15 protein-coding genes and 2 pseudogenes are annotated in these 21,709 nt (G+C 71.7%); 9 read left to right on the top strand and 8 right to left on the bottom strand.

The features are described from left to right. Positions 1-8 precede the first annotated feature (8 nt). Positions 9-2,432: pseudogene (locus NZH93_RS21625) on the bottom strand (response regulator); the annotation flags it as partial. Here NZH93_RS21625 and NZH93_RS21620 point away from each other — a divergent pair. From NZH93_RS21620 to NZH93_RS21595, 6 genes and pseudogenes are all read left to right on the top strand, one after another. Then, positions 2,385-3,170, top strand: a pseudogene (locus NZH93_RS21620) (glycosyltransferase); the annotation flags it as partial. The pseudogenes NZH93_RS21625 and NZH93_RS21620 overlap by 48 nt on opposite strands. A gap of 42 nt (positions 3,171-3,212) precedes the next feature. Continuing rightward, on the top strand, positions 3,213-3,431 hold the full coding sequence (locus NZH93_RS21615; protein WP_259624969.1) for a hypothetical protein: 219 nt from the start codon (positions 3,213-3,215) through the stop codon (positions 3,429-3,431). Between the two features lie 162 nt (positions 3,432-3,593). After that, a complete protein-coding gene (locus tag NZH93_RS21610; protein ID WP_259624968.1) occupies positions 3,594-4,271 on the top strand; it encodes a response regulator transcription factor in 678 nt (225 codons plus the stop codon). A gap of 96 nt (positions 4,272-4,367) precedes the next feature. Continuing rightward, on the top strand, positions 4,368-5,468 hold the full coding sequence (locus NZH93_RS21605) for an NAD(P)/FAD-dependent oxidoreductase (RefSeq protein WP_259624967.1): 1,101 nt from the start codon (positions 4,368-4,370) through the stop codon (positions 5,466-5,468). An 83-nt stretch (positions 5,469-5,551) separates the two neighbouring features. After that, positions 5,552-8,986, top strand: a complete 3,435-nt coding sequence (locus tag NZH93_RS50750; RefSeq protein WP_259624966.1) for a WGR and DUF4132 domain-containing protein — start codon at positions 5,552-5,554, stop codon at positions 8,984-8,986. Between the two features lie 332 nt (positions 8,987-9,318). Continuing rightward, positions 9,319-9,888, top strand: a complete 570-nt coding sequence (locus NZH93_RS21595; protein WP_259624965.1) for a LysM peptidoglycan-binding domain-containing protein — start codon at positions 9,319-9,321, stop codon at positions 9,886-9,888. Between the two features lie 249 nt (positions 9,889-10,137). On the opposite strand, the gene NZH93_RS21590 is transcribed toward NZH93_RS21595, so the two are convergent. From NZH93_RS21590 to NZH93_RS21565, 6 genes are read right to left on the bottom strand one after another with little or no spacing between them, the layout of a single operon-like run. Next, the gene (locus NZH93_RS21590; RefSeq protein WP_259624964.1) at positions 10,138-10,335 is read right to left on the bottom strand and encodes a ferredoxin; all 198 of its coding nucleotides are present in this window, start codon (positions 10,333-10,335) and stop codon (positions 10,138-10,140) included. Further along, a complete protein-coding gene (locus NZH93_RS21585) occupies positions 10,332-11,519 on the bottom strand; it encodes a cytochrome P450 (protein ID WP_259624963.1) in 1,188 nt (395 codons plus the stop codon). The genes NZH93_RS21590 and NZH93_RS21585 overlap by 4 nt, the downstream gene beginning before the upstream one ends. Positions 11,520-11,542: 23 nt before the next feature. Then, the gene (locus NZH93_RS21580; protein ID WP_259624962.1) at positions 11,543-12,322 is read right to left on the bottom strand and encodes an ABC transporter permease; all 780 of its coding nucleotides are present in this window, start codon (positions 12,320-12,322) and stop codon (positions 11,543-11,545) included. Continuing rightward, on the bottom strand, positions 12,319-13,272 hold the full coding sequence (locus tag NZH93_RS21575) for an ATP-binding cassette domain-containing protein (protein WP_259624961.1): 954 nt from the start codon (positions 13,270-13,272) through the stop codon (positions 12,319-12,321). Before NZH93_RS21575 ends, NZH93_RS21580 begins: the two co-directional genes overlap by 4 nt. A gap of 17 nt (positions 13,273-13,289) precedes the next feature. Beyond that, complete coding sequence (locus NZH93_RS21570) at positions 13,290-14,132, bottom strand: DUF4097 family beta strand repeat-containing protein (protein WP_259624960.1); 843 nt, start codon at positions 14,130-14,132, stop codon at positions 13,290-13,292. Positions 14,133-14,181: 49 nt separating this feature from the next. Further along, complete coding sequence (locus tag NZH93_RS21565) at positions 14,182-14,697, bottom strand: YlcI/YnfO family protein (RefSeq protein ID WP_259624959.1); 516 nt, start codon at positions 14,695-14,697, stop codon at positions 14,182-14,184. Positions 14,698-15,100: 403 nt separating this feature from the next. On the opposite strand from NZH93_RS21565, the gene NZH93_RS21560 reads away from it, so the two are divergent. The 3 genes from NZH93_RS21560 (at position 15,101) to NZH93_RS21550 (ending at position 20,442) form a co-directional block, all read left to right on the top strand. After that, the gene (locus NZH93_RS21560; protein ID WP_372506736.1) at positions 15,101-16,750 is read left to right on the top strand and encodes a P-loop ATPase, Sll1717 family; all 1,650 of its coding nucleotides are present in this window, start codon (positions 15,101-15,103) and stop codon (positions 16,748-16,750) included. Between the two features lie 12 nt (positions 16,751-16,762). Next, positions 16,763-18,934, top strand: coding sequence for a hypothetical protein (locus NZH93_RS21555; protein ID WP_259624957.1), 2,172 nt, complete (start codon positions 16,763-16,765; stop codon positions 18,932-18,934). Positions 18,935-19,302: 368 nt separating this feature from the next. Further along, positions 19,303-20,442 (top strand): GNAT family N-acetyltransferase, encoded by a 1,140-nt coding sequence (locus tag NZH93_RS21550; RefSeq protein ID WP_259624956.1) that lies wholly within the window; start codon positions 19,303-19,305, stop codon positions 20,440-20,442. On the opposite strand, the gene NZH93_RS21545 is transcribed toward NZH93_RS21550, so the two are convergent. Further along, the gene (locus NZH93_RS21545) at positions 20,430-21,629 is read right to left on the bottom strand and encodes a glycosyltransferase (protein WP_259624955.1); all 1,200 of its coding nucleotides are present in this window, start codon (positions 21,627-21,629) and stop codon (positions 20,430-20,432) included. The two genes, NZH93_RS21550 and NZH93_RS21545, sit on opposite strands and share 13 nt — an antisense overlap. Positions 21,630-21,709 lie beyond the last annotated feature (80 nt).

The raw sequence follows: 21,709 nt of genomic DNA, 5'->3' as shown, positions 1-21,709 counted from the left end.
GCGGTCGCTCAGGTGTCCAGCCAGCGCTGGATGCACGCCACGAGGTCGTCCGCGTCCACGGGCTTGGTGACGTAGTCGTTCGCCCCGGACGCGAGGCTCTTCTCCCGGTCGCCCGGCATGGCCTTCGCCGTCACCGCGATGATCGGCAGTCGCGCCAGCTCGGGCATGGCGCGGATCGCGGTGGTGGCCGCGTAGCCGTCCATCTCGGGCATCATCACGTCCATCAGGATCAGGTCGACCGACGCCGGTCCCGACAGCGCCTCGATGGCCTCGCGGCCGTTCTCGGCGTGCACGACGTCCACCCCGTGCAGTTCCAGGATGCTGCTCAGCGCGAACAGGTTGCGGGCGTCGTCGTCGACGATCAGCACGGTCCGGCCCGTCAGCTTCCCATCGTGCCGCCGCGGGGCCGGGACGACGGGTTCCTCGGCGCGCACCAGTGGGAGCACATCGCCCGGCGCCTCGGCGGTGAGGTGCAGGGCGATGCGCTCCCGGAGTTCGTCCAAACCGGACAGCAGCTCCAGCGGTCTGCTGCCCGTGCGCGACTGGAGGCGGCGCTCCTGCTCCGGGTCGAGGCGCCGGTTGTTGTGCGCCAGCACCGGAACGCCGCGCAGCGCCGCGTCGCCGTCCATCGCCTCCAGGAACGCCACCGCCGCCCCGTCCGGCATGTCCAGCTCCAGCACGACGCAGTGGCACGCCTGCGCGGCCAGCGCGGCCGCCGCGTCGGCGGCTCCGACCGCGGTGACGACCTCGACGGGGCCGCGCGGGTCGCGGCTGTCGGCGAGGGCCGTGACGGCGCTCTCGGCGACCAGCGAGAGCAGGCCGCGCGCCCGTTCCTCCACGACCAGCAGCCTGCGCTGGTGCGGGGTCTCGGCCTGCGGCTCGGGGGCGGGCGTCCGGACGAAGCGGGTGGGCAGGACGGGGTGCGCCCTCGCGGGCCGCTGCGGCGCCTGGAAGTCCGGGCGCGCCACGGGCAGGTAGAGCGTGAAGGCGCTCCCCCGGCCGAGGGTGCTCTCGGCCTCGATGGCCCCGCCGAGCAGGTAGGCGATCTCCCGGCTGATCGACAGCCCCAGCCCGGTCCCGCCGTACTTGCGGCTGGTGGTGCCGTCGGCCTGCTGGAACGCGCCGAAGATCGACTCCAGTTGCTGCTCGGCGATGCCGATCCCGGTGTCGACCACGCGGAACGCGATGGCCGAACCGTGGTGGCGCACCGACGCGGGCAGCTCGGCCGAGTCGACGGGTTCGATGCGCAGGTGGACGCTGCCCGTCTCGGTGAACTTCACCGCGTTGGACAGCAGGTTGCGCAGCACCTGGCGCAGCCGCGGGTCGTCGGTGAGCAGTTCGGCGGGGACACCGGGTGCGGTCGTCACCTCGAACCCGAGGTTCTTCTGCGTGGTCATCGGCCGGAACGTCACCTCGACGTAGTCGAGCAGCCTGCGCAGCGGCACCTGTTCGGGGGTGATGTCCATCTTCCCCGCCTCGACCTTCGACAGGTCCAGGATGTCGTTGATCAACTGGAGCAGGTCCGAGCCGGCGGAGTGGATGATCCCCGCGTACTCGACCTGCTTCGGGGTGAGGTTGCGGCCGGGGTTCTGGGCCAGGAGCTGGGCGAGGATCAGCAGGCTGTTGAGCGGGGTGCGCAACTCGTGGCTCATGTTGGCCAGGAACTCCGACTTGTACTTCGACGCCAGCGCCAACTGCTGCGCACGGGCCTCCAACTCCTGGCGGGCCTGCTCGATCTCCAGGTTCTTGGCCTCGATGTCGCGGTTCTGGGTGGCCAGCAGCGCCGCCTTCTCCTCCAGTTCCGCGTTGGAGCGCTGGAGCTCCTCCTGCCGGACCTGGAGTTCTCCCGACCTGGCCTGGAGTTCCGCCGCCAGGCGCTGCGACTCGCCGAGCAGCTCGTCGGTGCGGGCGTTGGCCACGATGGTGTTGACGTTGACCCCGACGGTCTCCATGAGCTGGTCGAGGAAGTCGCGGTGGATCGCGGTGAACCGGTGCACCGACGCCAGTTCGATGACGCCCAGCACCTGCTCCTCGACCACGATGGGCAGCACGACCAGGTTCGCGGGCGCGGTCCGGCCGAGCCCGGAGGACACCGTGATGTAGTCCGCGGGCACGTCGTCCACCGCGATCGTGCGACGGCTGCGCGCGGCCTGGCCGACCAGCGACTGGCCGAAGCGGAACCGCGTGCGGCGGTGGTCGTCCGGGCCGTCGGGGTGGCCGTAGGAGCTGATCAGCCGCAGCTCGGGGTCGTCGGGGCTGTCGTCGGCCAGGTAGAAGCCGCCGTACTGCGCGGACACCAGCGGCGTCAGCTCGTCCATGATCAGCTCGGCGACGACGGCGAGGTCGCGGCGCCCCTGCATCAGGCCGGAGATGCGCGCCAGGTTCGACTTCAGCCAGTCCTGGTCCTGGTTGGCCTTGGTGGTCTCGCGCACGAGTGGGGCCTGCCCGCGGGAGCGGTCGCCGCGCGGCGAGCGGGCATCCCGAGCCTCTGGCACGGCTTCGGCCGCATGTTCCCGGACGACATCGGCCTCGCCGTCCCGGCGCCCGGCGCCCCGCACGTCGACATCTGCCCGCCGTCCTTGCAGGATAAGGACTTCCTCGCCACCGCGGACCGGATCGCCCTGCGCCCCGTCCCGTACTCCACGCCGAGCGGCTGGACCGCCCCGAGCGGGTCGCGACCGCTGGTCTACCTGACGCTCGGCACCGCGTTCGGCACGGCGGAACTGCTCACCACGGCCATCCGGGGGCTGACCACCCTCGGCGTGCGCGTCGTGGTCGCCACCGGCCGGGTGCCGGTGAAGGAGCTCGGCGACCTGCCGGACGGCGTGACCGCGGAGGCCTGGGTGCCGCAGGCGGACCTGCTGCCGCACGTCTCGCTGGTCGTGCACCACGGCGGCAGCGGCACCACGCTCGGCGCGCTCGCCGTGGGCGCCCCGCAGTTGCTCCTCCCGCAGGGTGCCGACCAGTTCGCCAACGCCGACGCGGTCACGGCGGCGGGTGCCGGGCTCAGCCTCGCGCCGGTGGACGTCACCGCGGACGCCGTCGCCGACCAGGTCCTGTCCCTGCTGGGGCACGCCGGGCACCGCGAAGCCGCCCGCGCGGTCGCCGAGGAGATCGCGCTCATGCCGTCCCCGGACGAGGTCGCCCGCGCCCTGCCCGACCACGTCTGAGCCGACCTGCCCGCACCGCCGACCGGTGGCAGACTCGGGATCATGAGCCCACGTGAGGACGAGGTGGCGTCCCGCGCCCACCTGCTGCCGGAGGAAGAAGCCGCGGGTGGGAGCGCGGACCCGGAGGCGCAGGCCGAGGCCGTGCTGCGGGAGTCGGAGGAACGGGGCGACGCCCTGCTCCCACTGGCCGACGGCGAGCAGGGTCCACGGCCCGAGGACCCGGACGACCGGGAGCACCGCCGGTCCGAGGAGACCACCTGACGAGCGGGCACCCGGCCCACCGACCGTCCTCCCTATACTCCCGGCCGTGATGTCCCGACCGCGTGGGAGCGCTCTCCCCTGGCACGCGCGGCCTGCTGACGGGCGCCGCGACGGCGACGGGTTCGTCCCGCACGCGCGGGTGCCGATCCGACCGGAGGTCGTGTGACCACGAGGGTGCTGGTGTGCGACGACCAGGCCATGATGCGCGCGGGGTACGTGACCATCCTGTCCTCGCAGAGCGACCTGGAGGTCGTCGGCGAGGCCGCTGACGGCGTCCAGGCGGTGACCGAGGCCCTGCGGCTGCGGCCCGACGTCGTCGTCATGGACATCAGGATGCCGAAGCTGGACGGCATCGAGGCCACCCGGCGGATCGCCGGGCCGGACGCGGTCGACCGCGCCAAGGTGCTCGTGGTGACGACGTTCAACCTCGACGAGTACGTGTTCGAGGCCCTGCGGGCGGGGGCGAGCGGGTTCCTGCTCAAGGACACCCCGCCGGAGGAGATGATCGCGGCGGTGCGGACCGTGGCCTCCGGCAACGCGCTGCTGGCGCCCGAGGTCACCCGTGCCCTGATCGGCAGGTTCGGCGAGCGGATCCGCGACGACGGAGGCACGCGACGGCGGCGGGAGGAGACCCTGGCGGGCCTGACCGCGCGGGAGGTCGAGGTGCTGCGGCTGGTCGCCGACGGGCTCTCGAACGCCGAGATCGCCGCGGCGCTCTTCCTCGGCAGGGAGACCGTGAAGACGTACGTGTCGCGCATCTTCGCCAAGCTGGACCTGCGCGACCGCGTCCAGGCCGTCGTGCTGGCCCACCGGATCGGGCTCGCCGACCCGGACGCGTGAGCACGGCCCGTTCCCCCCGAAGCGTGAGCCGAAGTCCTTTGTCCGCAACGACTCCTGGCGGTTGACTGGGCCCGGCGGCCGTGCCAGGTTTCGAGGGTGGTCGAGCACGTGGTGGTGATCGGTGCCGGTGTCTACGGCGCCGCGGTGGCGGCATCCCTGACCAGGCGCGGCGCCCGCGCCACCGTCGTGGACTCGGGAGCGCCCGCGGGCGGCACCTCGGGCGCCACGTTCTCGTGGACCAACTCGTGCGGCAAGGAACCCAGGGCGTACCACGACCTCAGCGTGGCGAGCATGGAGGCCCACCGGCGGCTGGCGACGCTCGGCGACTGGTACCACGAGGGCGGCAACCTGGAGTGGGCCGACGACGACGCCGGTCGCGAGCGGCTGCGCGGGAAGGTCGCGGGCGTCCAGTCCTACGGGTACGAGGCGCGGTGGCTGGACCGGGCGGACGTGCTGCGCCTGGAACCCGACATGGACCCGGCCGCGCTGCCGGAGGACGGGATCGCCTACTTCCCGCGCGAGGGTTGGGTCGAGCCGACCCGGCTGGTGGGCCACCTGCTCGCGGCGGCGGCCTCGCGCGGCGCCGAGGTCGTGCGCGGCGACGCCGTCACCGCGCTGGAGACCGGTTCGGGCGCGGTGCGCGCGGTCCGGCTCGCGTCGGGTCGGGAGATCGACGCGGACGCGGTCGTGAACTGCGCGGGCCCGCGGGCGGCCGAGGTCGCCGCGATGGTGGGCCTGTCGCTGCCGATGAGCAACACGCACGGGGTGCTGGTGTACACCGCGCCGGCCGCCGTGTGGGTGTCCCGCGTCGTGCACGCGCCACGGGTGCACCTCCGCCCCGACGGTGCCGGGCGGCTGCTGCTGCACACGCACGACGGCGACAGCGCGGTGCACGTGTCCGACACCGGCGACATCACCGTCGACCGGTCGGCGGTCGACGACGTGGTCGCGGCGGGGCGCGCGCTCTACCCCGGTCTCGGGGACACGGCCGTGGAGAGCGTCCGGGTGGGCGAACGCCCGATCCCGGCCGACGGCCTGCCCGTGCTGGGCCGGGCGGAGGCGGTGCCCGGCTTCCACTTCGCCGTCTCGCACAGCGGCGCGACGCTGAGCGTGCACGCGGGTGACCTGGTGGCCGCCGAGGTGCTCGGCGACGACCAGGGCGGCGTGCTGGCCCCGTTCCGGTTCGAACGCTTCTGACCTGCGCCGTCCGCTCGTCCCCCGGAATTGTCGGACCCCGTCGGTAGGGTTCCGCCGAATCCGGACAGGACAAGGGGAGCGGCGTGCGCAGGTGGGAACTCGTCAACGGCGGAACGGCCAGGTTCTGGGAGGTCGGCCGCGCGGAGCAGGAGGTCTCCGTCCGCTTTGGACGGTCGGGGGCGGCCGGGCGGTCGACGACCGCGGTGTTCGACTCGGAGGCGGCCGCGGTCGCGCACGTCGAGGAATCGGTGCTGGAGAAGGAAGCCGAGGGGTACGTCGAGGTGGGCGGGCCGAGACCCTCCGCGGAGGCGGTGTTCGCCGTGCCCAAGGCGTGGCGGCCGCACGTGCACGTGCGGCGCGGAGGCGGGGTGCCTGCCGCCGTGGCGGTCGATCCCACCGCGCCGGAGAAGGTGCGGGCCGCGCTGGCGGAGTCGATGGCCGACATCGAGGGCGTGCTCGCCGGGCCGGAGAGCGAGGCGCCGCTGGTCGCCGCGGCCCGCGCCTACCTGGCCGGTGAGGCGACACCGCTCGGCGCGGCGGCGGTCGCCGTCCTGGCGGAGGAGAACCCCGCGACGCGGGACGTGCTCGGGCTGGTGGCGTCCGCCTGGGTCGCGGAGCACGGGCTGCCGTTCGCCGCGCGGGCGGCCGTCGAGGCGTTCAGCGTGCAGGTGTACCGGGAGCACTACCCGCGGAAGCGGCACGTGCTGTGGCACATCCCGCCGGAGGGCAGGCCGAACGGCACGTCCTGGCCCGTGCGCGGGGTGATGCGCCAGGTGCGGTCGTTCCTGGCCGCCGCCCCGGAGGCCGAGTACGAGGCCGCGGTGTCCGCCGTGGGGCCGCTGCGCACCGGGATCCGGCCCGTGGTCGCCGCGGCGTACCTGCTGCCCAGCGAACGGGGCTGGGTGGACGAGGCGTACGAACGGGTCGAGTGGACGAGCACCCAGACGGACAAGTACGCGCTGCTGTTCTCGATCGGCTCGGTCGAGAACCTGGACCGGGCGGTCAAGACGCACGCGATGTGGTGGAGCTTCCACGACAAGGAGGTGGTGTTCACCGTCGCCGACGCGGTGGGCGTCGCGCTCGCCCCCACGCTCGTGCCCCTCCTGAACCCCGACCTGGAGGCGTACTTCCGCGAGCGGATCCTGGAGACGGTGGTCGAGTTCCCGACCGCGGAGGCGTTCGACCTGCTGCTGGCCAGGGTGGCCGAGCAGGGTGTGCTGCCCGCCCTGCTCGACATGGGCCGCCGCTACCCCGCGCTCGCGCTGGAGCGCTTCGCCGTCGCGGGCGGGCCCGTGCTGAGGCACCACCTGAGGTCCTACCCCGATCTGGCCGCCGAGGCCGACCTCCCCGAGGAGGCGCGCGCGTTCGTCGAGGAGGCGCGCGCGGCGCGGGCGGCCGTCCGGGAGGCGCCCGCCGCCGCCCTGCCCGCCGTCCTGGTCGATCCACCGTGGACGGTGGCGCGGAAGCCCGTGAAACCCGCGGTGGTCAAGGGGCTCACCGCCGCGGACCACCGGGCGGTGGAGTGGGAGCCGGGCGAGCGCGAGGCGTGGGCGGAGGTGACGTTCCCCCACTACCTGGGGGACGTGGTGTGGGAGGACGAGATCGAGGCGTACCGCTCCGGCGGGCGGCCGAGGTACGGCGACGACGTGCTGTTCTTCGCGGGCCCGGTCGAGGCGCTCCGGCCGCTGGTGTCGGGGTGGCGTCCCCAGGCGCGGTGGTCGAGCGGGTTGATGGCCAAGGCGGTGCTGGCGCGCTTCGGCGTCGACGCGCTCCCGGTCGCCCTCCACCTCGCCCCGAACCGGCGCGACGAGATGGAGGACCTGGTGCTGCCGCTGGTGTCGCTGGACACCGCGCGGCTCGTCGCGGACTGGTTGCTGCGGCTCAAGACGGCCCGCGACATCGGCACCCGGTGGCTGCGGCGCCACCCGCTGGCCGCCGCCAGGTTCCTCGTGCCGGACGCGGTGGGGCCCGCGGGGGCGCAGCGCCGGGCCGCCGAGAAGGCGTTGCGGCTGATCCCGGTGGAGGCGCGGGCGGCGGCGGGCGAGTACGGGCCCGCCGCGGAGGAGGCGATCGACCGGTTCCTGTCGGTGGACCCGCTGCTGGTGCTGCCCAAGGCGGTCCCGGTGCCCGGCGAGTGGGCGGCGCCTGCCGTGCTGCCGCCGGTCGTCCTGCGCGGAACGGGGCTCGCGCTGCCCGCGGACTCCGTCCGCCACCTGCTGACCGTACTGGCGCTGTGCACCCTGGACGACGTGTACGCCGGTCTGGAGGTGGTGCGCGCGGCGTGCGACGAGGAGTCGCTGGCGCGGTTCTCGTGGGAGCTCTTCGAGCTGTGGAGGCTGAACGGGATGCCGTCGAAGGACGGCTGGGTGCTGACCGCGCTCGGTCTCCTCGGCGACGACGCCGTGGCGCGCGCGTTGACGCCGCTGATCCGGGCGTGGCCGGGCGAGGCCCAGCACAAGAGGGCGGTGACCGGGCTGGACGTGCTGGCCGCGATCGGCACCGACGCGGCGCTGGGGGCGTTGAACAGCATCGCGCAGCGGGTGAGGTTCGCCGGTCTCAAGGAGCGCGCGCGGGAGAAGATCGGCGAGGTCGCCGCGGCGCTGGGGCTCACCGCCGAGCAGTTGGCCGACCGGCTCGTCCCCGACTTCGGCCTGGACGACGCGTCCACGCTGACGATCGACTACGGGCCGCGCCGGTTCACCGTCGGCTTCGACGAGAACCTCAAGCCGTTCGTGCTGGACGAGACCGGCAAGCGGCTCAAGGACCTGCCGAAGCCGGGGGCCAAGGACAACCCGGAGCTGGCTCCGGCCGAGCACAAGCGGTTCGGGCAGGTGAAGAAGGACGTCCGCACGATCGCGGGCGACCAGATCAGCAGGCTGGAACGGTCGATGGTGACGCTGCGCCGCTGGCCCGCGGCCGAGTTCCGCGAGTACCTGGCGGGCCACCCGCTGCTGTGGCACGTGGTCCGGCGGCTCGTGTGGACGACGGCCGACGGCCGCTCGTTCCGGACGGCGGAGGACCGTTCCCTGGCGGACGTGCACGACAACCGGTTCGACCTGCCGGACGACGCGCTGGTGGGCGTCGCGCACCCGCTGCACCTGGGCGCCGAGGTGGCCGCGTGGGCCGAGGTGTTCGCGGACTACGAGATCCTCCAACCGTTCCGGCAGTTGGGGCGTCCCGTGCACCGGCTGGAGGAGGACGAGCGGACGGCGGTGGTGCTCGACCGCTTCAAGGGGCTCCAGGTCGACGTGGGCAGGCTGCTGGGCCTGACCAAGCGCGGCTGGTCGCGCGGCGCGCCGATGGACGCGGGCTTCGAGCACGAGATCACCAGGCCGCTGCCGGGAGGCGGCGTGGTGGAGGTGGCGCTCTCGCCGGGCATCGCGGTGGGCGTGCCGCACGAGTGGCCGGTGCAGCACCTGCTCGGGGTCAGCCTCCACGCGGGCGGCCAGACCTTCGACGACCTGGACCCGGTCACGACCTCGGAGGTGCTGGCCGAACTGACCAGCCTCACGGACTGACCCGCCCGTCCTCCTGGTGGGGCCCCACCAGGAGGACGGGCGGCCACACGAGCGGGTCACGCCGACCGCCCGAAACCGCCAGACTGCTTGCCACACGGTGAGATCGACCGCCACCCCCGCCACCGCCGCCAAGTCGACTTCCCCACGCCAGAACCACTTCCGCCTGCACACCAACCGTCACGCCGCCAGGCCGACTGCTCCCGCGCCGTCCGCACCATCCGCCTCGTCCTGCCGCCCGGTGGGGTGATGTCGTGGGGCGCCGTCCGGTGGCGTGGTCCGAATGGCGGTAAGGTCGCGGTGATTCGTTGATCAATTCGGAAGAGGCTCAACAAGTGGACACCTTGCAGGCAGGGCAGAACCTCGCGGTCGGTCAGTCGCTCGACTCGGAGAACGGCTACTCGCTCGTCTTCCAGGCGGACGGCAACCTGGTCCTGAACGACGGCGGCGACGTGGTCTGGGCTTCCGGCACCAACGGTTCCGAGGCGACCACCGCCACCCTGCAAGAGGACGGCAACTTCGTCCTCTACACGGCTTCCGGCAACTCCGTGTGGTCGAGCGACACCAGCGGCAACCCCGGTTCCCGGCTCGTCGTGCAGGCCGACCGCAACGTGGTCGTCTACAACAGCGGCGGCACGAGCACCTGGGCGTCGGGCACGAACACCGACAACCCCCGCCCGGTCCCGACCCCGGCCGCCGTCGAGACGCCCGCTCCCGCCGCGGTCGAGGAAGCACCCGCCGCCCCGGCCCAGCAGACGTGGACCGTCGACCCCGGCGACACCCTGTGGGCCATCGCCGAGAAGGCCTACGGCGACGGCAACCAGTACCAGCGCATCGCCGACGCCAACGGCCTCGACAACCCGGACCTGATCCAGCCCGGCCAGGTCCTCGTCATCCCGGCCTGACGTCTCGTCCACCGTGGAGCTTCCGCGCGCCGGAAGCTCCACACCGGACGTACAGCGCCCGCACGCTCACCCCTCCAGGCAGGTGACCGCCCCCGCGGCCTCGCCCACCTGCCGCTCCACAACGGACGGTCGGCGCCCACGCGGCCTCGCGCGCCACCTGCCGCCTCACAGCGGACCGTCAGCTCACCGTCCTCGACGGCGACCGCCCCGCAGCCTCCCCCACCTGCCGCCCCACAACGGACCGCCAGCTCACCCGTCCAGCAGGGTGACCGCCCCGGAGGGGCACACCGCCGCGGCCTCCCGCACGCCCGCCCGCCGCTCCACCGCGGGTGTCGGGTCGAGCAGCAGCACGGTGCCGTCGCCCTCGTCCTGGTCGAACACCGTGGCCTCCGCCAGCACGCACATGCCCGCCCCGACGCACCTCTCCCGGTCCACCGAGACCCTCACGGCACGTCCCAGGTGACCGGAAGGCGTTGCACGCCCAGGATGTCGACGTCCGACCGCAGCGGCACGTCCCGCGGCGCGACGGTCGGCCGCAGGGTCGGGAAGCGCTCGAACAGCGCGGGCAGGGCGACGCGCATCTCGACGCGCGCCAACTGCTGGCCGAGGCACTGGTGGATCCCGTGGCCGAAGGACAGGTGGCCCGCGGCGTGCCTGGACAGGTCGAGGCGGTCGGGGTCGGGGAACTTCGCCGGGTCGCGGTTGCCCGCTTCCAGGGAGATCGTGACCGTCTGGCCCGCCTTGATCAGGTGCCCGTCCAGCTCGACGTCCGCCAGCGCGACGCGGACTCCCGTGTGGGCGATGCTCAGGTAGCGCAGCAGCTCTTCGACGGCTCGGTCCGGGTCGGCGCGCAGCAGCGCGATCTGGTCGGGGTTGGTGAACAGCGCGAGCGTGCCCAGCGCGATCATGTTGGCGGTGGTGTCGAGCCCCGCTCCCAGCAGCAGGAACGCGACGTTCGCCAGTTCCTCGTCGGTCAAGTCGGTCTCGGTGAGGTCGCTGAGCAGGTCGTCCGTCGGCCGGGCGCGCTTGGCCAGCACGAGGTCGTGCAGGAAGCCGCCGAACGCCGCCATCGACTCCGCCTGCCGCTCCGCCGTGGCCTCGTGGTCGTTGAACGTGGCCGTGTGCTCCAGGAAGAAGTCCCGGTCGGCGTAGGGCGCTCCCAGCAGCTCGCAGATCATCAGCGCGGGGATCGGTTGGGCGAACGCCGTCACCAGGTCCGTCGACGGGCCTCGGCGTTCCATGGCGTCGAGGTGTTCGACGGTCACCTCCTCGACGCGCGCGGACAGCAGGCGCATGCGGCGGACGGTGAACCTGCCGGTCAGCAGACCGCGGTAGCGGGTGTGCTCCGGCGCGTCGGCGTTGATGAACATGCCGGGCGGGACGGGCGGCATCTCACCGTCGAACCCCTCGCGGGGCAACGGGAAGTGCGCCAGTTCCGGCCGGGAGCTGAACCGCGGGTCGGCTAGGACCGCGCGGATCGCGGCGTGGCCGGTGGCCAGCCAGCCGACGTGGCCGTCGGGGTAGAGCAGCGGGCGCAGCGGCTGTTCGTCGCGCAATGCCGCGAGTTCGGCGGGTGGGTCGAAGGGGCAGCCCGTCGGGCGTCCCGTCGGCATGGTCGTGGTGTGGTGCATGGCTTCTCCCCCAGGGACTTCGGTCAGCGCGTGCGGTTGTAGAGCTTCTTCGCCCACAGGTAGCCGCCGAGGGCGATGACGACGCACCAGCCGAGAGCGAGGTACGCGCTGCCGCCGATCGGCGTGCCTAGTAGCAGACCGCGCAGCGTCTCGATGACGGGCGTGAACGGCTGGTACTCGGCGAACCACCGCAGCGCGGTGGGCATCGAGTCGGTGGGCACGAAACCGCTGCCCAGGAACGGGAGCAGGATCAGCGGCATGGGCAGGTTGCTCGCGGTCTCGACGCTCTCGGACACCATGCCCAGCGCGACCGAGAGCCAGATGAGCGCGAACGTGAGCAGCACCAGCACCCCGATCACCGCGAGCCACTCGACCGGCGTTGCGGTGGGCCGGAAGCCGATCAGCAGCGCGACGCCGAGCACGATCACCATGCTGATCATCGTCTGGACGAGGCTGCCGAGCACGTGCCCGGTCAGCACGGAGGCGCGGGAGATCGCCATGGTGCGGAACCGGTTGACGATGCCCTCGGTCATGTCCATGGCGACCGAGATCGCCGTTCCCTGCGCGGCGGCGGCCACGGTCATCAGGATGACGCCGGGCACCAGGTAGTCGATGTAGTCGGCCCGGCCGCCGGTCGGACCGCCGATGCCCGCTCCCAGCGCGCCGCCGAAGACGTAGGCGAACAGGAGCAGGAACACGACGGGCATGCCGGCGAGCATGAACGTCAGGGACGGGTAGCGCTTCATGTGCCGCAACTGGCGGCGCAGCATCGTGGCGGAGTCCGCCAGGGCGTGGGTGGTCATCTCACGGATTCCTTCTCGTGCTGGGGTTCACCGGTGATGGCGAGGAAGACGTCGTCCAGGTCGGGGGTGTGCACGGTCAGCTCCGCGACCTCGATGGCCTGCTCGTCGAGGCGGGCGAGCAGGCCGCGCAGGGACGCCACTCCCCCGTCGCTCGGCACCCGCAGGACCAGGGCGTCGTCGTCGCGGGGGACGTCGCCGAAGGTGCGGACGGCGGCGTCGAACGTGGTGGGGTCGGTGAAGCGCAGGCTCACGTGACCGCCGGGGACCAGGCGCTTCAGCTCGCCCGCCGTGCCCTCCGCGACCAGCTTCCCGTGGTCCAGCACCGCGATCCGGTCCGCGAGCTGGTCGGCCTCCTCCAGGTACTGGGTGGTGAGGAAGATCGTCACGCCGCCCGCGACGAGGTCTCGGATCATCTGCCACATGTCGCGGCGGCTGCGCGGGTCGAGCCCGGTGGTCGGCTCGTCGAGGAACACGACGCGCGGGTCGCCGACCAGGCCCATGGCGAGGTCGAGCCGCCGCCGCATGCCGCCGGAGAACGTCGACGCCAGGTTCTTCGCCGAGTCGGTGAGGTCGAAGCGCGCCAGCAGGGCGGCGGCGCGGCGCCTGCCCTCGGGCCTGCCCAGGTGGTGCAGGTCCGCCATGAGGATCAGGTTCTCCTCGGCGGTCAGCAGGTTGTCGACGGCCGAGAACTGGCCGGTGACGCCGATCGCGGCGCGCACGGCGTCCGGTTCGCGGGCGGGGTCGTGGCCGTCGACCGAGATCAGGCCGCCGTCCGCGCCGATCAGCGTGGACAGGATCTGCACGGTGGTGGTCTTGCCCGCGCCGTTGGGGCCGAGCAGCGCGAAGATCGTGCCGCGCGGGACGTGGAGGTCGATGCCGTCGAGGACGACTTTGTCGCCGTAGGACTTGCGCAGCCCGGTGACGACGATCGCCGGTGGTCTGGTGTTCATGGGATCCGCCTTCGTGGTCAGGAGCGGTGGATGGTGATGTCGCCGCACGACGTGTCCGCGCGCACCTCGACGGTGTCGGTCGCCTCGGGCCGTGCCGCGGACTCGTCCAGCGAGTTGCGCAGACGACCGGAGGAGGTGTGCACGTCGAGCCAGGCGGCCGTGCCCTCGCTGATGCCGAGGTCGATGTCGCCCATCGCGGACTTGAGCACGACGGTGCCGCGGACCACCTCGCCGATCCGGATGGACCCGTTGGCGGACTTGGCGTCCACGCCCGCGCCCGCCTCGGTGACGGTGATGTCGCCGTTGGACGCGCGGAGCTTCAGGTCACCCGCGATCCTGCCGATCGTGCTGGGCCCGTTGGAGTTCTTCACCACGGCGCCGCCGCCGACCTCGCCGATCCGGAGGGTGCCGGACGCCGTCGAGACGTCGGCGTCACCGTCGATCGCTTCCACGGTGACGTTGCCCGTCGAGGTGTGCAGCCGCAGCGGGCCGGTCCGGTCCACGTCGACGTGCCCGGTGCCGGTCTTGATCCGGCACTCCCCCAGCACGCCGGTGAAGCGGACGTCGCCCATCCCCGTCTGGCCGCGGACGCTCGACCCGGTGGGCACCTCGACCCGGACGTCGACCGCCCACTTCTTCCAGACGTAGGTCAGCCCGCCCGTGGGCGTCTTGACCAGCAGCCTGCCGTTCTCGTACTCGACGCGGGTCTGGTCGGCGCCCTCCACGTCCTTCGGGCTCTGGTCGTCGGCGGGGCGGACCTCGACCACGGTGTCGGCGCGGTCGGTCGCGATGACGCGGATGTCCCCCCACGGGATCTCGATGGTCACGTCGATGGGCGATGGCGTGTCGAAAATGGGCATGGCTGTCCCCTGTGAGTGTGTCGGATTCGAGTTCTGGCTGGTGGGAGGGTTACTGCACCCAGCCGGTGAAGCGCTGCTGGGTGCGCTTGCCGGTGCTTTCCGGCGCGGGGCGGCGGTCCGGCTGCTGGAGGGCGGCCGACGCGGCTCGCACGAGCCACGCGTTGACCGAACGCCCCTCCTTGGCGGCGGCCTCCTCGATGGCGGCCTTCAACTGCTCCGGGAGCCGGACGTTGATCCTGGACGTGGCGCCGTCCTCGGCCACCGGGACGTCCTCGACCCGCACGGCGGGAGCGGCTTCCGGGGCCGCCTCCGGCTGCTCGGACGGCGGGGGTGTGACGACGAAGTTCGGGTCGCGGCCCCGCAGGCGCAGCTCGACCGAACCGGGTGCCAGGTCGAGGGTGATCTCGTCGGCGGCGGCCGACAGCGTCTCCAGCAGCGTCAACCGGATCGCCGATTCCAGCGCTCCGCTCAGGCGCTCGACCAGCGCACGGGCGTCGTCCCCGCCGGTCTCGGCCAGGAGCGCCAGTTCGCGACCAAGGTTGTCGACATATGTGCTCAGGTCCATGGCACAACTATGACGCATCGATGGCACCACCGCAAGTCCAGTTGGCACCATTTTGGCACCACGAGTGGCAACTACGGCCATCCGCGCAGGTCAGCAGGCATGAGCCAGGGTGGCTCACCAGGTGCCACAGTCCAGCGGAGGCTTCACGTCCGACGCGAACCGCCGACGCGCAACGGACGCCACCGGGTCACGAACCGATTCACCCGATTCCTTTTCAATTGGACTCGAACAACGCGACAATGCGGATTCCGCGATATCACGGCACATACCATCCGATCGTGGGAACAATTCTGCTCCATCCGAGTGAGCCGACCTCGAAAATCAACCACCGAATACGACCGGGAAGGGTATAAAAACGTCGAGAACCCCGCATCGAACCACCAGTCAGACCAGTGGAGAAGCAGTGGTCAGCAGGAGCAAACCACACCAGCACAACGGTCTGAGGCAGGTGTTGACCGACCAGCGGCCTTTCGGGCCCGGTGACACGGAATCCGTCGTCCACCACGGGCTGGCCAATGTCGATCGCCTCTTCGACCGGACGAACCTGATCTACGCGCAAACCGTGGCGGACACGCGGCCGACGTACATCATCGGGCGCAAAGGAGCGGGCAAGACCGCGTTCCTCGTCGGCTCGTCGATCTCCGGCAGGCCGTTGAGCGAAGTGCTCAAGACCGACAGCGTCTACCACGCGATGTCGAAGGTCCTGCGCGAGTACAGCCGGGCGCACGGGCCCCTCTTCGTCGACCAGAGGGCGGACATCTGGCAGGCGCTGTTCGAGCAGATCGCGCTCGTCCACGCCTGGCGGACGGCGTCCCGCCGCGATCCCGCGCGCGAATTGCAGATCCTGTCCGACTACGTCGGCAGGCCGACCGGGCCCGCGGACCCCACGATCGTGGCGGAGCACTTCCTGGCCGAACTGCTGCGCCACGCGGCCGAGCGGCCCTCGATCGGCCTCCAGGAGACCATCGCGGGCGTCACGAGCGGCGGGATCCGCTTCGACGAGGCCAGGGCCGCGATGCACACCGTGCTGGACGGCCGGGTGGAGACGCCGGTCATCGTGATGGACAACCTGGAGGACCTGCACGTCCGGCTGCACGAGCTGACCGAGGTGCTGGCGGGCCTGTTCCGGTGCGTCGGCAGGCTGATCGCGATGAACCCCGGCAACCGCCCGTTCGGCACGCAGATCTGCCTGCCGTCCGAGCTGTTCGACAAGATCCACGAGATCGCGGCCGCACCGGAGAAGGACCTCCAGGGCCGGTACCTGAAGATCTACTGGACGGCGCCGGAACTGCTGCGGCTCACCGGCACGAGGCTCATGCTCTTCCTCCAGACCCGTCACCCCGAGCAGTTGGAGCGGCTGCGGCGGCGGGCCGACCAGGTGGACGAGTCCGACCCGGCCATCGCCCTGCTCCGGGCCGCGCTGCCCGCGCGGATGCTCAGCGGCCTGGACATCGAGGAGGACCCGCTGGCGTACCTGCTGCGCCACACCCAACTGCTGCCCAGACACCTGATCCAGATCCTCAACAGCGTGTTCTGCCGGACCGACCGGGGGTCGACGCCGTGGGCAGTGACCGCCGACGCCGTGCGCGCGGGCACGAGGCACGCGGAGCAGCTCCTCGTCAGCGGCATCTTCAACGCGCACCTCGCGTCGTTCCCGTTCGCCTCGGCGGGGGTGCGGCAGCTCACCGGCAGGCTCGACATCTCCTTCCCGGCGAGCGAGCTGCACAAGGTCTACAACCAGCAGGGCATCCGGAGGCTGACCGGCCTCGACTTCGACGACTTCCTCTCGATGCTGTTCACCCTCGGCGCCGTCGGCGTCCGGTTCGGCCAGACCGGCAGGTACAACAAGGCGCACTTCCAGTACACGTTCGACTACAACCTGACCGTCCAGGAGGATGTCGACGTCCTCTGCTTCCACCCGCTCTTCACCCGCTTCCTGCACGAGCGGTCGCTGCCGCGGCTGCGGGCGGCCCGCGCGCACGCGACGTACCCCTACGGCTGCGACCCGAAGGGCGAGGACTACCGACACTCGTTCGGCTACACCGGAACGTGAACCGGGACTGACATGCCATTAGCACCACGCACCACGCACGACCTGCCCAGCCTCGCCGAGGAGTACGCCGACTCGCCGCCCCAGGACATCCGGATCGGGATCGCCCTGTCCGGCGGCGGGATCAGGTCGGCGGCCTTCAACCTCGGCGCCCTCCAGGCGTTGCAGCAGCAGGGAGTCCTGCAAAGCGCCGAATACCTCGCCGCGGTGTCCGGCGGCAACTACGTCGCCAGCGCGCTGACGATCTCCGCGGCCCACACCGACCCGGACTGCGAGAACGGGAAACCGCCGTGGGGCCGGGGTTCCCCCGAGGAGCGGTACCTGCGCCAGCACACCGACTACCTCGCGCCCGGCCGCGCGGGCAAGCTGTGGATGGCGGCGAGCGTCGTCTACGGGTTCGTCCTCAACTACCTGCCGTTCGTGCTGTGCGCCATGATCATCGGGCGGGTCGCGGGCTGGCTCCTGCACCTGCTCGGCGTCCGGTTGGCCGACCTCCGGCTCAACGGACTGGCGCTGCCCAAGTCCTCGCTGCTCACCGTCCTGCTGATCGCCGCGTCGGTGTGCGTCGGCCTGGCGATCCTGCTGGTCGCGTACCGGCGCTGGTTCAAGGACGGGCATCCGGGCAACTACGGCGAGTCCCACGCCGAACGCATGGCGTCGCTGCTGCTCACCGGCGCCGCGGCGGTCGGCGTCTGCCTGCTCCTGCCACCGCTGGCCGAGGTGTACGCCACGTCGTCGACCAGCCTGCTCTCGACGTTCGTCGACGAACGACCGGAGTCGTTCCAGACAGCGGGCGGCCGCATCGTGATCGCCATCGTGTGGCTGCTCGTGTCGTGCGTGCTCGCCGTGATCGCCCTGATGCTCGGCAGACGCTTCCGCGCCCTGCGGCTCATGCTCGTGCTGTCGTCGATCTCCAGCGCCGGCCTCCTGCTCGTACCGCTGCTCTCGTCACTGGAGTACTCCACCCGCCACGGCCTGCACACCGCGGGCGACGCCGTCGGCCTCGTCCTCGCGGTCGTCATCGTGCTGGCGATGGCCGTGAAGGTGCACAACCGGCGCTACTCGATGCACCTGTTCTACCGCGAGCGGCTCAACAGCGCGTTCGCGCTGAAGCGGCGCAGGGACGGCAACCGGATCGTCGCCGAGCCGATCGGGTACGAGGAGAAGCTGTACTTCTCCGAACTGTCCCCGAAGGGCAACCGCCGGATGCCGAAGCTGGTGGTCTGCTGCGCGGTCAACCTGACGACGGACGACGTACCGGTCGGCCGCTTCGCCGAGTCGTTCACCTTCGAATCGCATCGCAGCGGCGGACCACTGTTCAAGTACCACGCCACCGAACGGTTCGAGGGCCGCGCCGGTTTGGCGGGCACGCAACTCACGTTGCCGTCGATCATGGCGGTGTCCGGGGCCGCGCTGTCACCGCTGATGGGCCGCTTCACCTATCCACCGTTGCGCTTCCTGATGGCGCTGACGAACGTCCGGCTAGGGGTGTGGATCAAGAACCCCCGACACCGGAACTGGCAGTCGACGGCCTCGGACGACACCGAACGCCCTGGCATAGGTGCGAGGCTGTGGAACTCGATCCGCGATGGATGGCACGAGCCAGGAGCGTTGTACGTGCTGCGGGAGGCGCTAGGTGGGGCCAAGTCGACCCACCGGTACATCTACCTGACCGATGGGGGGCACTGGGAGAACCTAGGGTTGGTAGAACTGCTGCGACGACGCTGCACCCACGTGCTGTGCTTCGACGCAACCTGCGATCAAACCGGCGACGGGTTGGACATCGGACGCGCCATCGCTTTGGCAAGAAGCGAACTGAGCGCCGACGTAGACCTGGATCCCCGACCGGTGATGCCGGATTCCGACGGCCTGAGCCAGAGCATGGCGGTGGCCGGCTCGGTCCGGTACCCGATGCCTGACCAGGAGGCGAAGCTGGTCTACGCGAAGGCCGTGCTGACGGCGGGATCCAGTTGGGATCTCCAGGCGTTCAAGAGGAGAGATCGCCGGTTTCCGAACCACTCGACAAGCCAGCAGATGTTCACGGACGAGCAGTTCGAGGCCTATCGGACGTTGGGATATGAGGCGGGCAAGAAGGCTTTGGAACTGCTCAATATCCCCGAACCGTTGTTGAGGCCCTCGACGGCGGAGGACCTATTCGAGAGAGATGGGGTGGGCCACCTGCGGTAGGCCGGTCGGTGTGGAGGCACCGTCTTTCCTACGAACCTCGACCCACTACGGCACGCAAGTAGACGCACGCAACCAACCCGGCACACACTTCCCCCGCCGCCCCCATCCCCAGCGCCCTTCGTGCCTCGTTTGCTTTGTCAAGGCATCTTTCCCGCCTTGACAAAGCAAACGAGGCATCGAAACAATTGCGCGAGCCGGGGTGGCGGGGGAACCACCGCGGGCCAACCCAACCCACCACCGACCTCGTTCACTTCCCAACAACATCCCCCTCCACAATGGACCACAAGCGGCCCCCATTCCAAGTTCACCCCGCGAACACCCCTAAAACCGCTAGCCCACCAACCTCCCCCTTCGACACAATCCCAAGAATGGACTTGCGCCCGGCGGAACCGCGTGACCTGGACCAGATCGGCGCCCTTCTCACGGAACGGGGCGAGCCGGAGGACGCGCTGGACCACCGGCTAGTAGTACAGGACCCGGACGAAGGCTGGTCCTCCTGCGCCGTAGTCGTAGACGGAGACCGGATCGTCTCCACGCTCACGCTCCTAGACGAGACCCTGGTGCTAGGCGGGGTGCGAATCCCAGCAGGCCAGGTCGAACTCGTCGCGACGGACCGCGAGTACGAGGGTCGCGGGCTCGTGCGGCGGCTCATGGCGTGGGCGCACCAGCGGTCGACCGACCTGGGCCACCTGGCCCAGGTGATGATCGGCATCCCGTACTTCTACCGCCGCTTCGGCTACGCCTACGCCATCCCGATCCCGCCCACCCGCAAGGTCGTCCTAGCGCCACCCCCGGTAGCCGGGCACGTGGTGCGGCGGGCCGGGCCCGCCGACATCGCGGCGATGGCCGCCGTGCAGGACGGGCTGCAAGCCGAACTGGACCTGCGGATGCCGCACTCGCCGGCGTGCTGGCGGTGGCTGGTGGCGCGCGAGGGAAGCACGCAGTGGGTGGTCGAGCGCGACGGCGCCGTGGTGGCCGTCGGGCGGCTGACCGACTCGCACCTCACCGAACTCGCGGGCGTGGACGCGGCCGCCGAGCAGGCGCTGCTGAACCACGTCGTCGGGCTGGTGGAGGGCGTCGAGGTCACCGACCGCCTCGGGAACCGGCTGGGGCGGTTCCTCGGGCCGTTGCCGGAGGACGCCGAGATGTACTACGCGAGGCTCCCGGACACCGCCGCCGTGCTGGACCGCCTGCGCCCGCTGCTGTCCCGCCGCGCGGCCGGGTACGACGGCGAGGTCGTGGTCTCGTTCTTCGGTTCCCACGTCCGCTTCCACTGCGCGAACGGCGAGGCGGGCCCCATGACCACCGGCGGACCGATGCAGGGGCCCGCCTCCGTCGGTGGGGCGGGGGTCGCGCCGGATCTCGTGCCGTCGCTGCTGTTCGGCCCGCACGGCATCGAGGGGCTCGCCCGGCTCCACCCGGACGTCTACCCCGGCCCGAACCGCAAGCTCATGGCCGCCCTGTTCCCGCCCGTCCGCGCCGACCTGCTGACCTACTACGTGCCCTGAGCCGTCACCAGCCCGGCGGCGACGGCGGCGCCGTCCGCCCGCACCTCGACCGCACGGGCGCGAACCGCCACCTCCGGCCGGAGCGCGTCGGCGAGCGCCGCCGTCAGCGAGCCGATCGTCGGCACGGACGGCGGGTGTGCGCTGCCGATGCCGAGGTCGCGGACCCGTCCGGCGAAGTAGTGCTGGTCGTACACCTGCGGGACGACGACCTGCGGCGCCCCGGCGCCCGTGGCGGCGGTGGTCGTGCCCGCGCCACCGTGGTGCACGACGGCCGCGACCCGCCGGAAGAGCGCCTGCTGGTTCACCTCGCCGATCGACAGGCAGTCGGACCCACCGTCCACAAGGGACAGATCGGCCCACCCCCTCGACACGACGGCCCGACGGCCGAGCGCCCGTGCCGACTCGACCATCGTCCTGGCCAGGTCGTCCGGCGCGCGCATGCTGCCGAAGCCGAAGTACACGGGCGGTTCACCCGCGTCGAGGAACGCCTCCAGCTCCGCGGACAGCGGCCGCTCGTCGGGCAGGACCCACGCCCCGGTCTGGACGACCTCCTCGCCTCCCGGCCACGGGGCCAACACCGGGTCGGCGGCCAGCCAGGGGCGGTCGGTGAAGACGTGCCCCCGCACGTCGGTCACCGGCTCCTGCCCCGCCGCCGCGCGGTGGGCGTTGAGCGCGGGACCCCAGGTGGTGTTCCAGTGCCGGGCGTCCTCCTCCCACAGCGCGCCGTGGTCCACCGGGCCGTTCGCGGGCTCCTGCCCGAGCAGGCTCAGCACGGGCGGCGAGTGGTGCGGCGACGGCAGCGAGACCGGGACGTAGGCGGCGTAGGCGTATCGCATCCCCCGCCGTTCGGCGATCGACCGCGCGGCGACCTGCAACGCCCCGCAGGCCACCAGGACGTCACAGCCCTCGGCCGCTTCCGCGACGGCCGCGAACTGGGCGGCGACCGTGCCCTCGATCATCCGCCGCACCTGCTCGGGCGACGGCCGGGTCGTGGCACCCGGCTTCGCGGTCCCCCGCAACTCCGGCCCGACGGGCGTGAAGCCGATCCCCAGCCCACCGATCCAGTCACCGAAGTCGGGAGGCGCGCACACCCGCACCTCCTGCCCCGACTCCCCCAACCTCCGCGCCAGCGCCACCACGGGCTGGACGTCACCCCGCGACCCGATCGTCGACAGCAGGACCCGCATCGGAACTCCCCTCCGCTGTTCGTGAGCCCGCGAAGTCTGGGCCCGCACCGGGGTCTTGCCGCAAGTCCCCCTGTCGGCTA

Origin of the sequence: Umezawaea endophytica, assembly GCF_025061645.1 — a bacterium.
GTDB lineage: Bacteria > Actinomycetota > Actinomycetes > Mycobacteriales > Pseudonocardiaceae > Umezawaea > Umezawaea endophytica.
This window is presented reverse-complemented; position numbering and strand designations above follow the sequence as displayed.

Bases quoted from the DNA above. Each gene is read 5' to 3' on its own strand.
- NZH93_RS21580 (WP_259624962.1), bottom strand. From the start codon at position 12,322: ATGACCACCCACGCCCTGGCGGACTCCGCCACGATGCTGCGCCGCCAG.
- NZH93_RS21565 (WP_259624959.1), bottom strand. From the start codon at position 14,697: ATGGACCTGAGCACATATGTCGACAACCTTGGTCGCGAACTGGCGCTC.
- NZH93_RS21555 (WP_259624957.1), top strand. From the start codon at position 16,763: ATGCCATTAGCACCACGCACCACGCACGACCTGCCCAGCCTCGCCGAG.
- NZH93_RS21575 (WP_259624961.1), bottom strand. From the start codon at position 13,272: ATGAACACCAGACCACCGGCGATCGTCGTCACCGGGCTGCGCAAGTCC.
- NZH93_RS21570 (WP_259624960.1), bottom strand. From the start codon at position 14,132: ATGCCCATTTTCGACACGCCATCGCCCATCGACGTGACCATCGAGATC.
- NZH93_RS21615 (WP_259624969.1), top strand. From the start codon at position 3,213: ATGAGCCCACGTGAGGACGAGGTGGCGTCCCGCGCCCACCTGCTGCCG.
- NZH93_RS21545 (WP_259624955.1), bottom strand. From the start codon at position 21,629: ATGCGGGTCCTGCTGTCGACGATCGGGTCGCGGGGTGACGTCCAGCCC.
- NZH93_RS21550 (WP_259624956.1), top strand. From the start codon at position 19,303: ATGGACTTGCGCCCGGCGGAACCGCGTGACCTGGACCAGATCGGCGCC.
- NZH93_RS21585 (WP_259624963.1), bottom strand. From the start codon at position 11,519: ATGCACCACACCACGACCATGCCGACGGGACGCCCGACGGGCTGCCCC.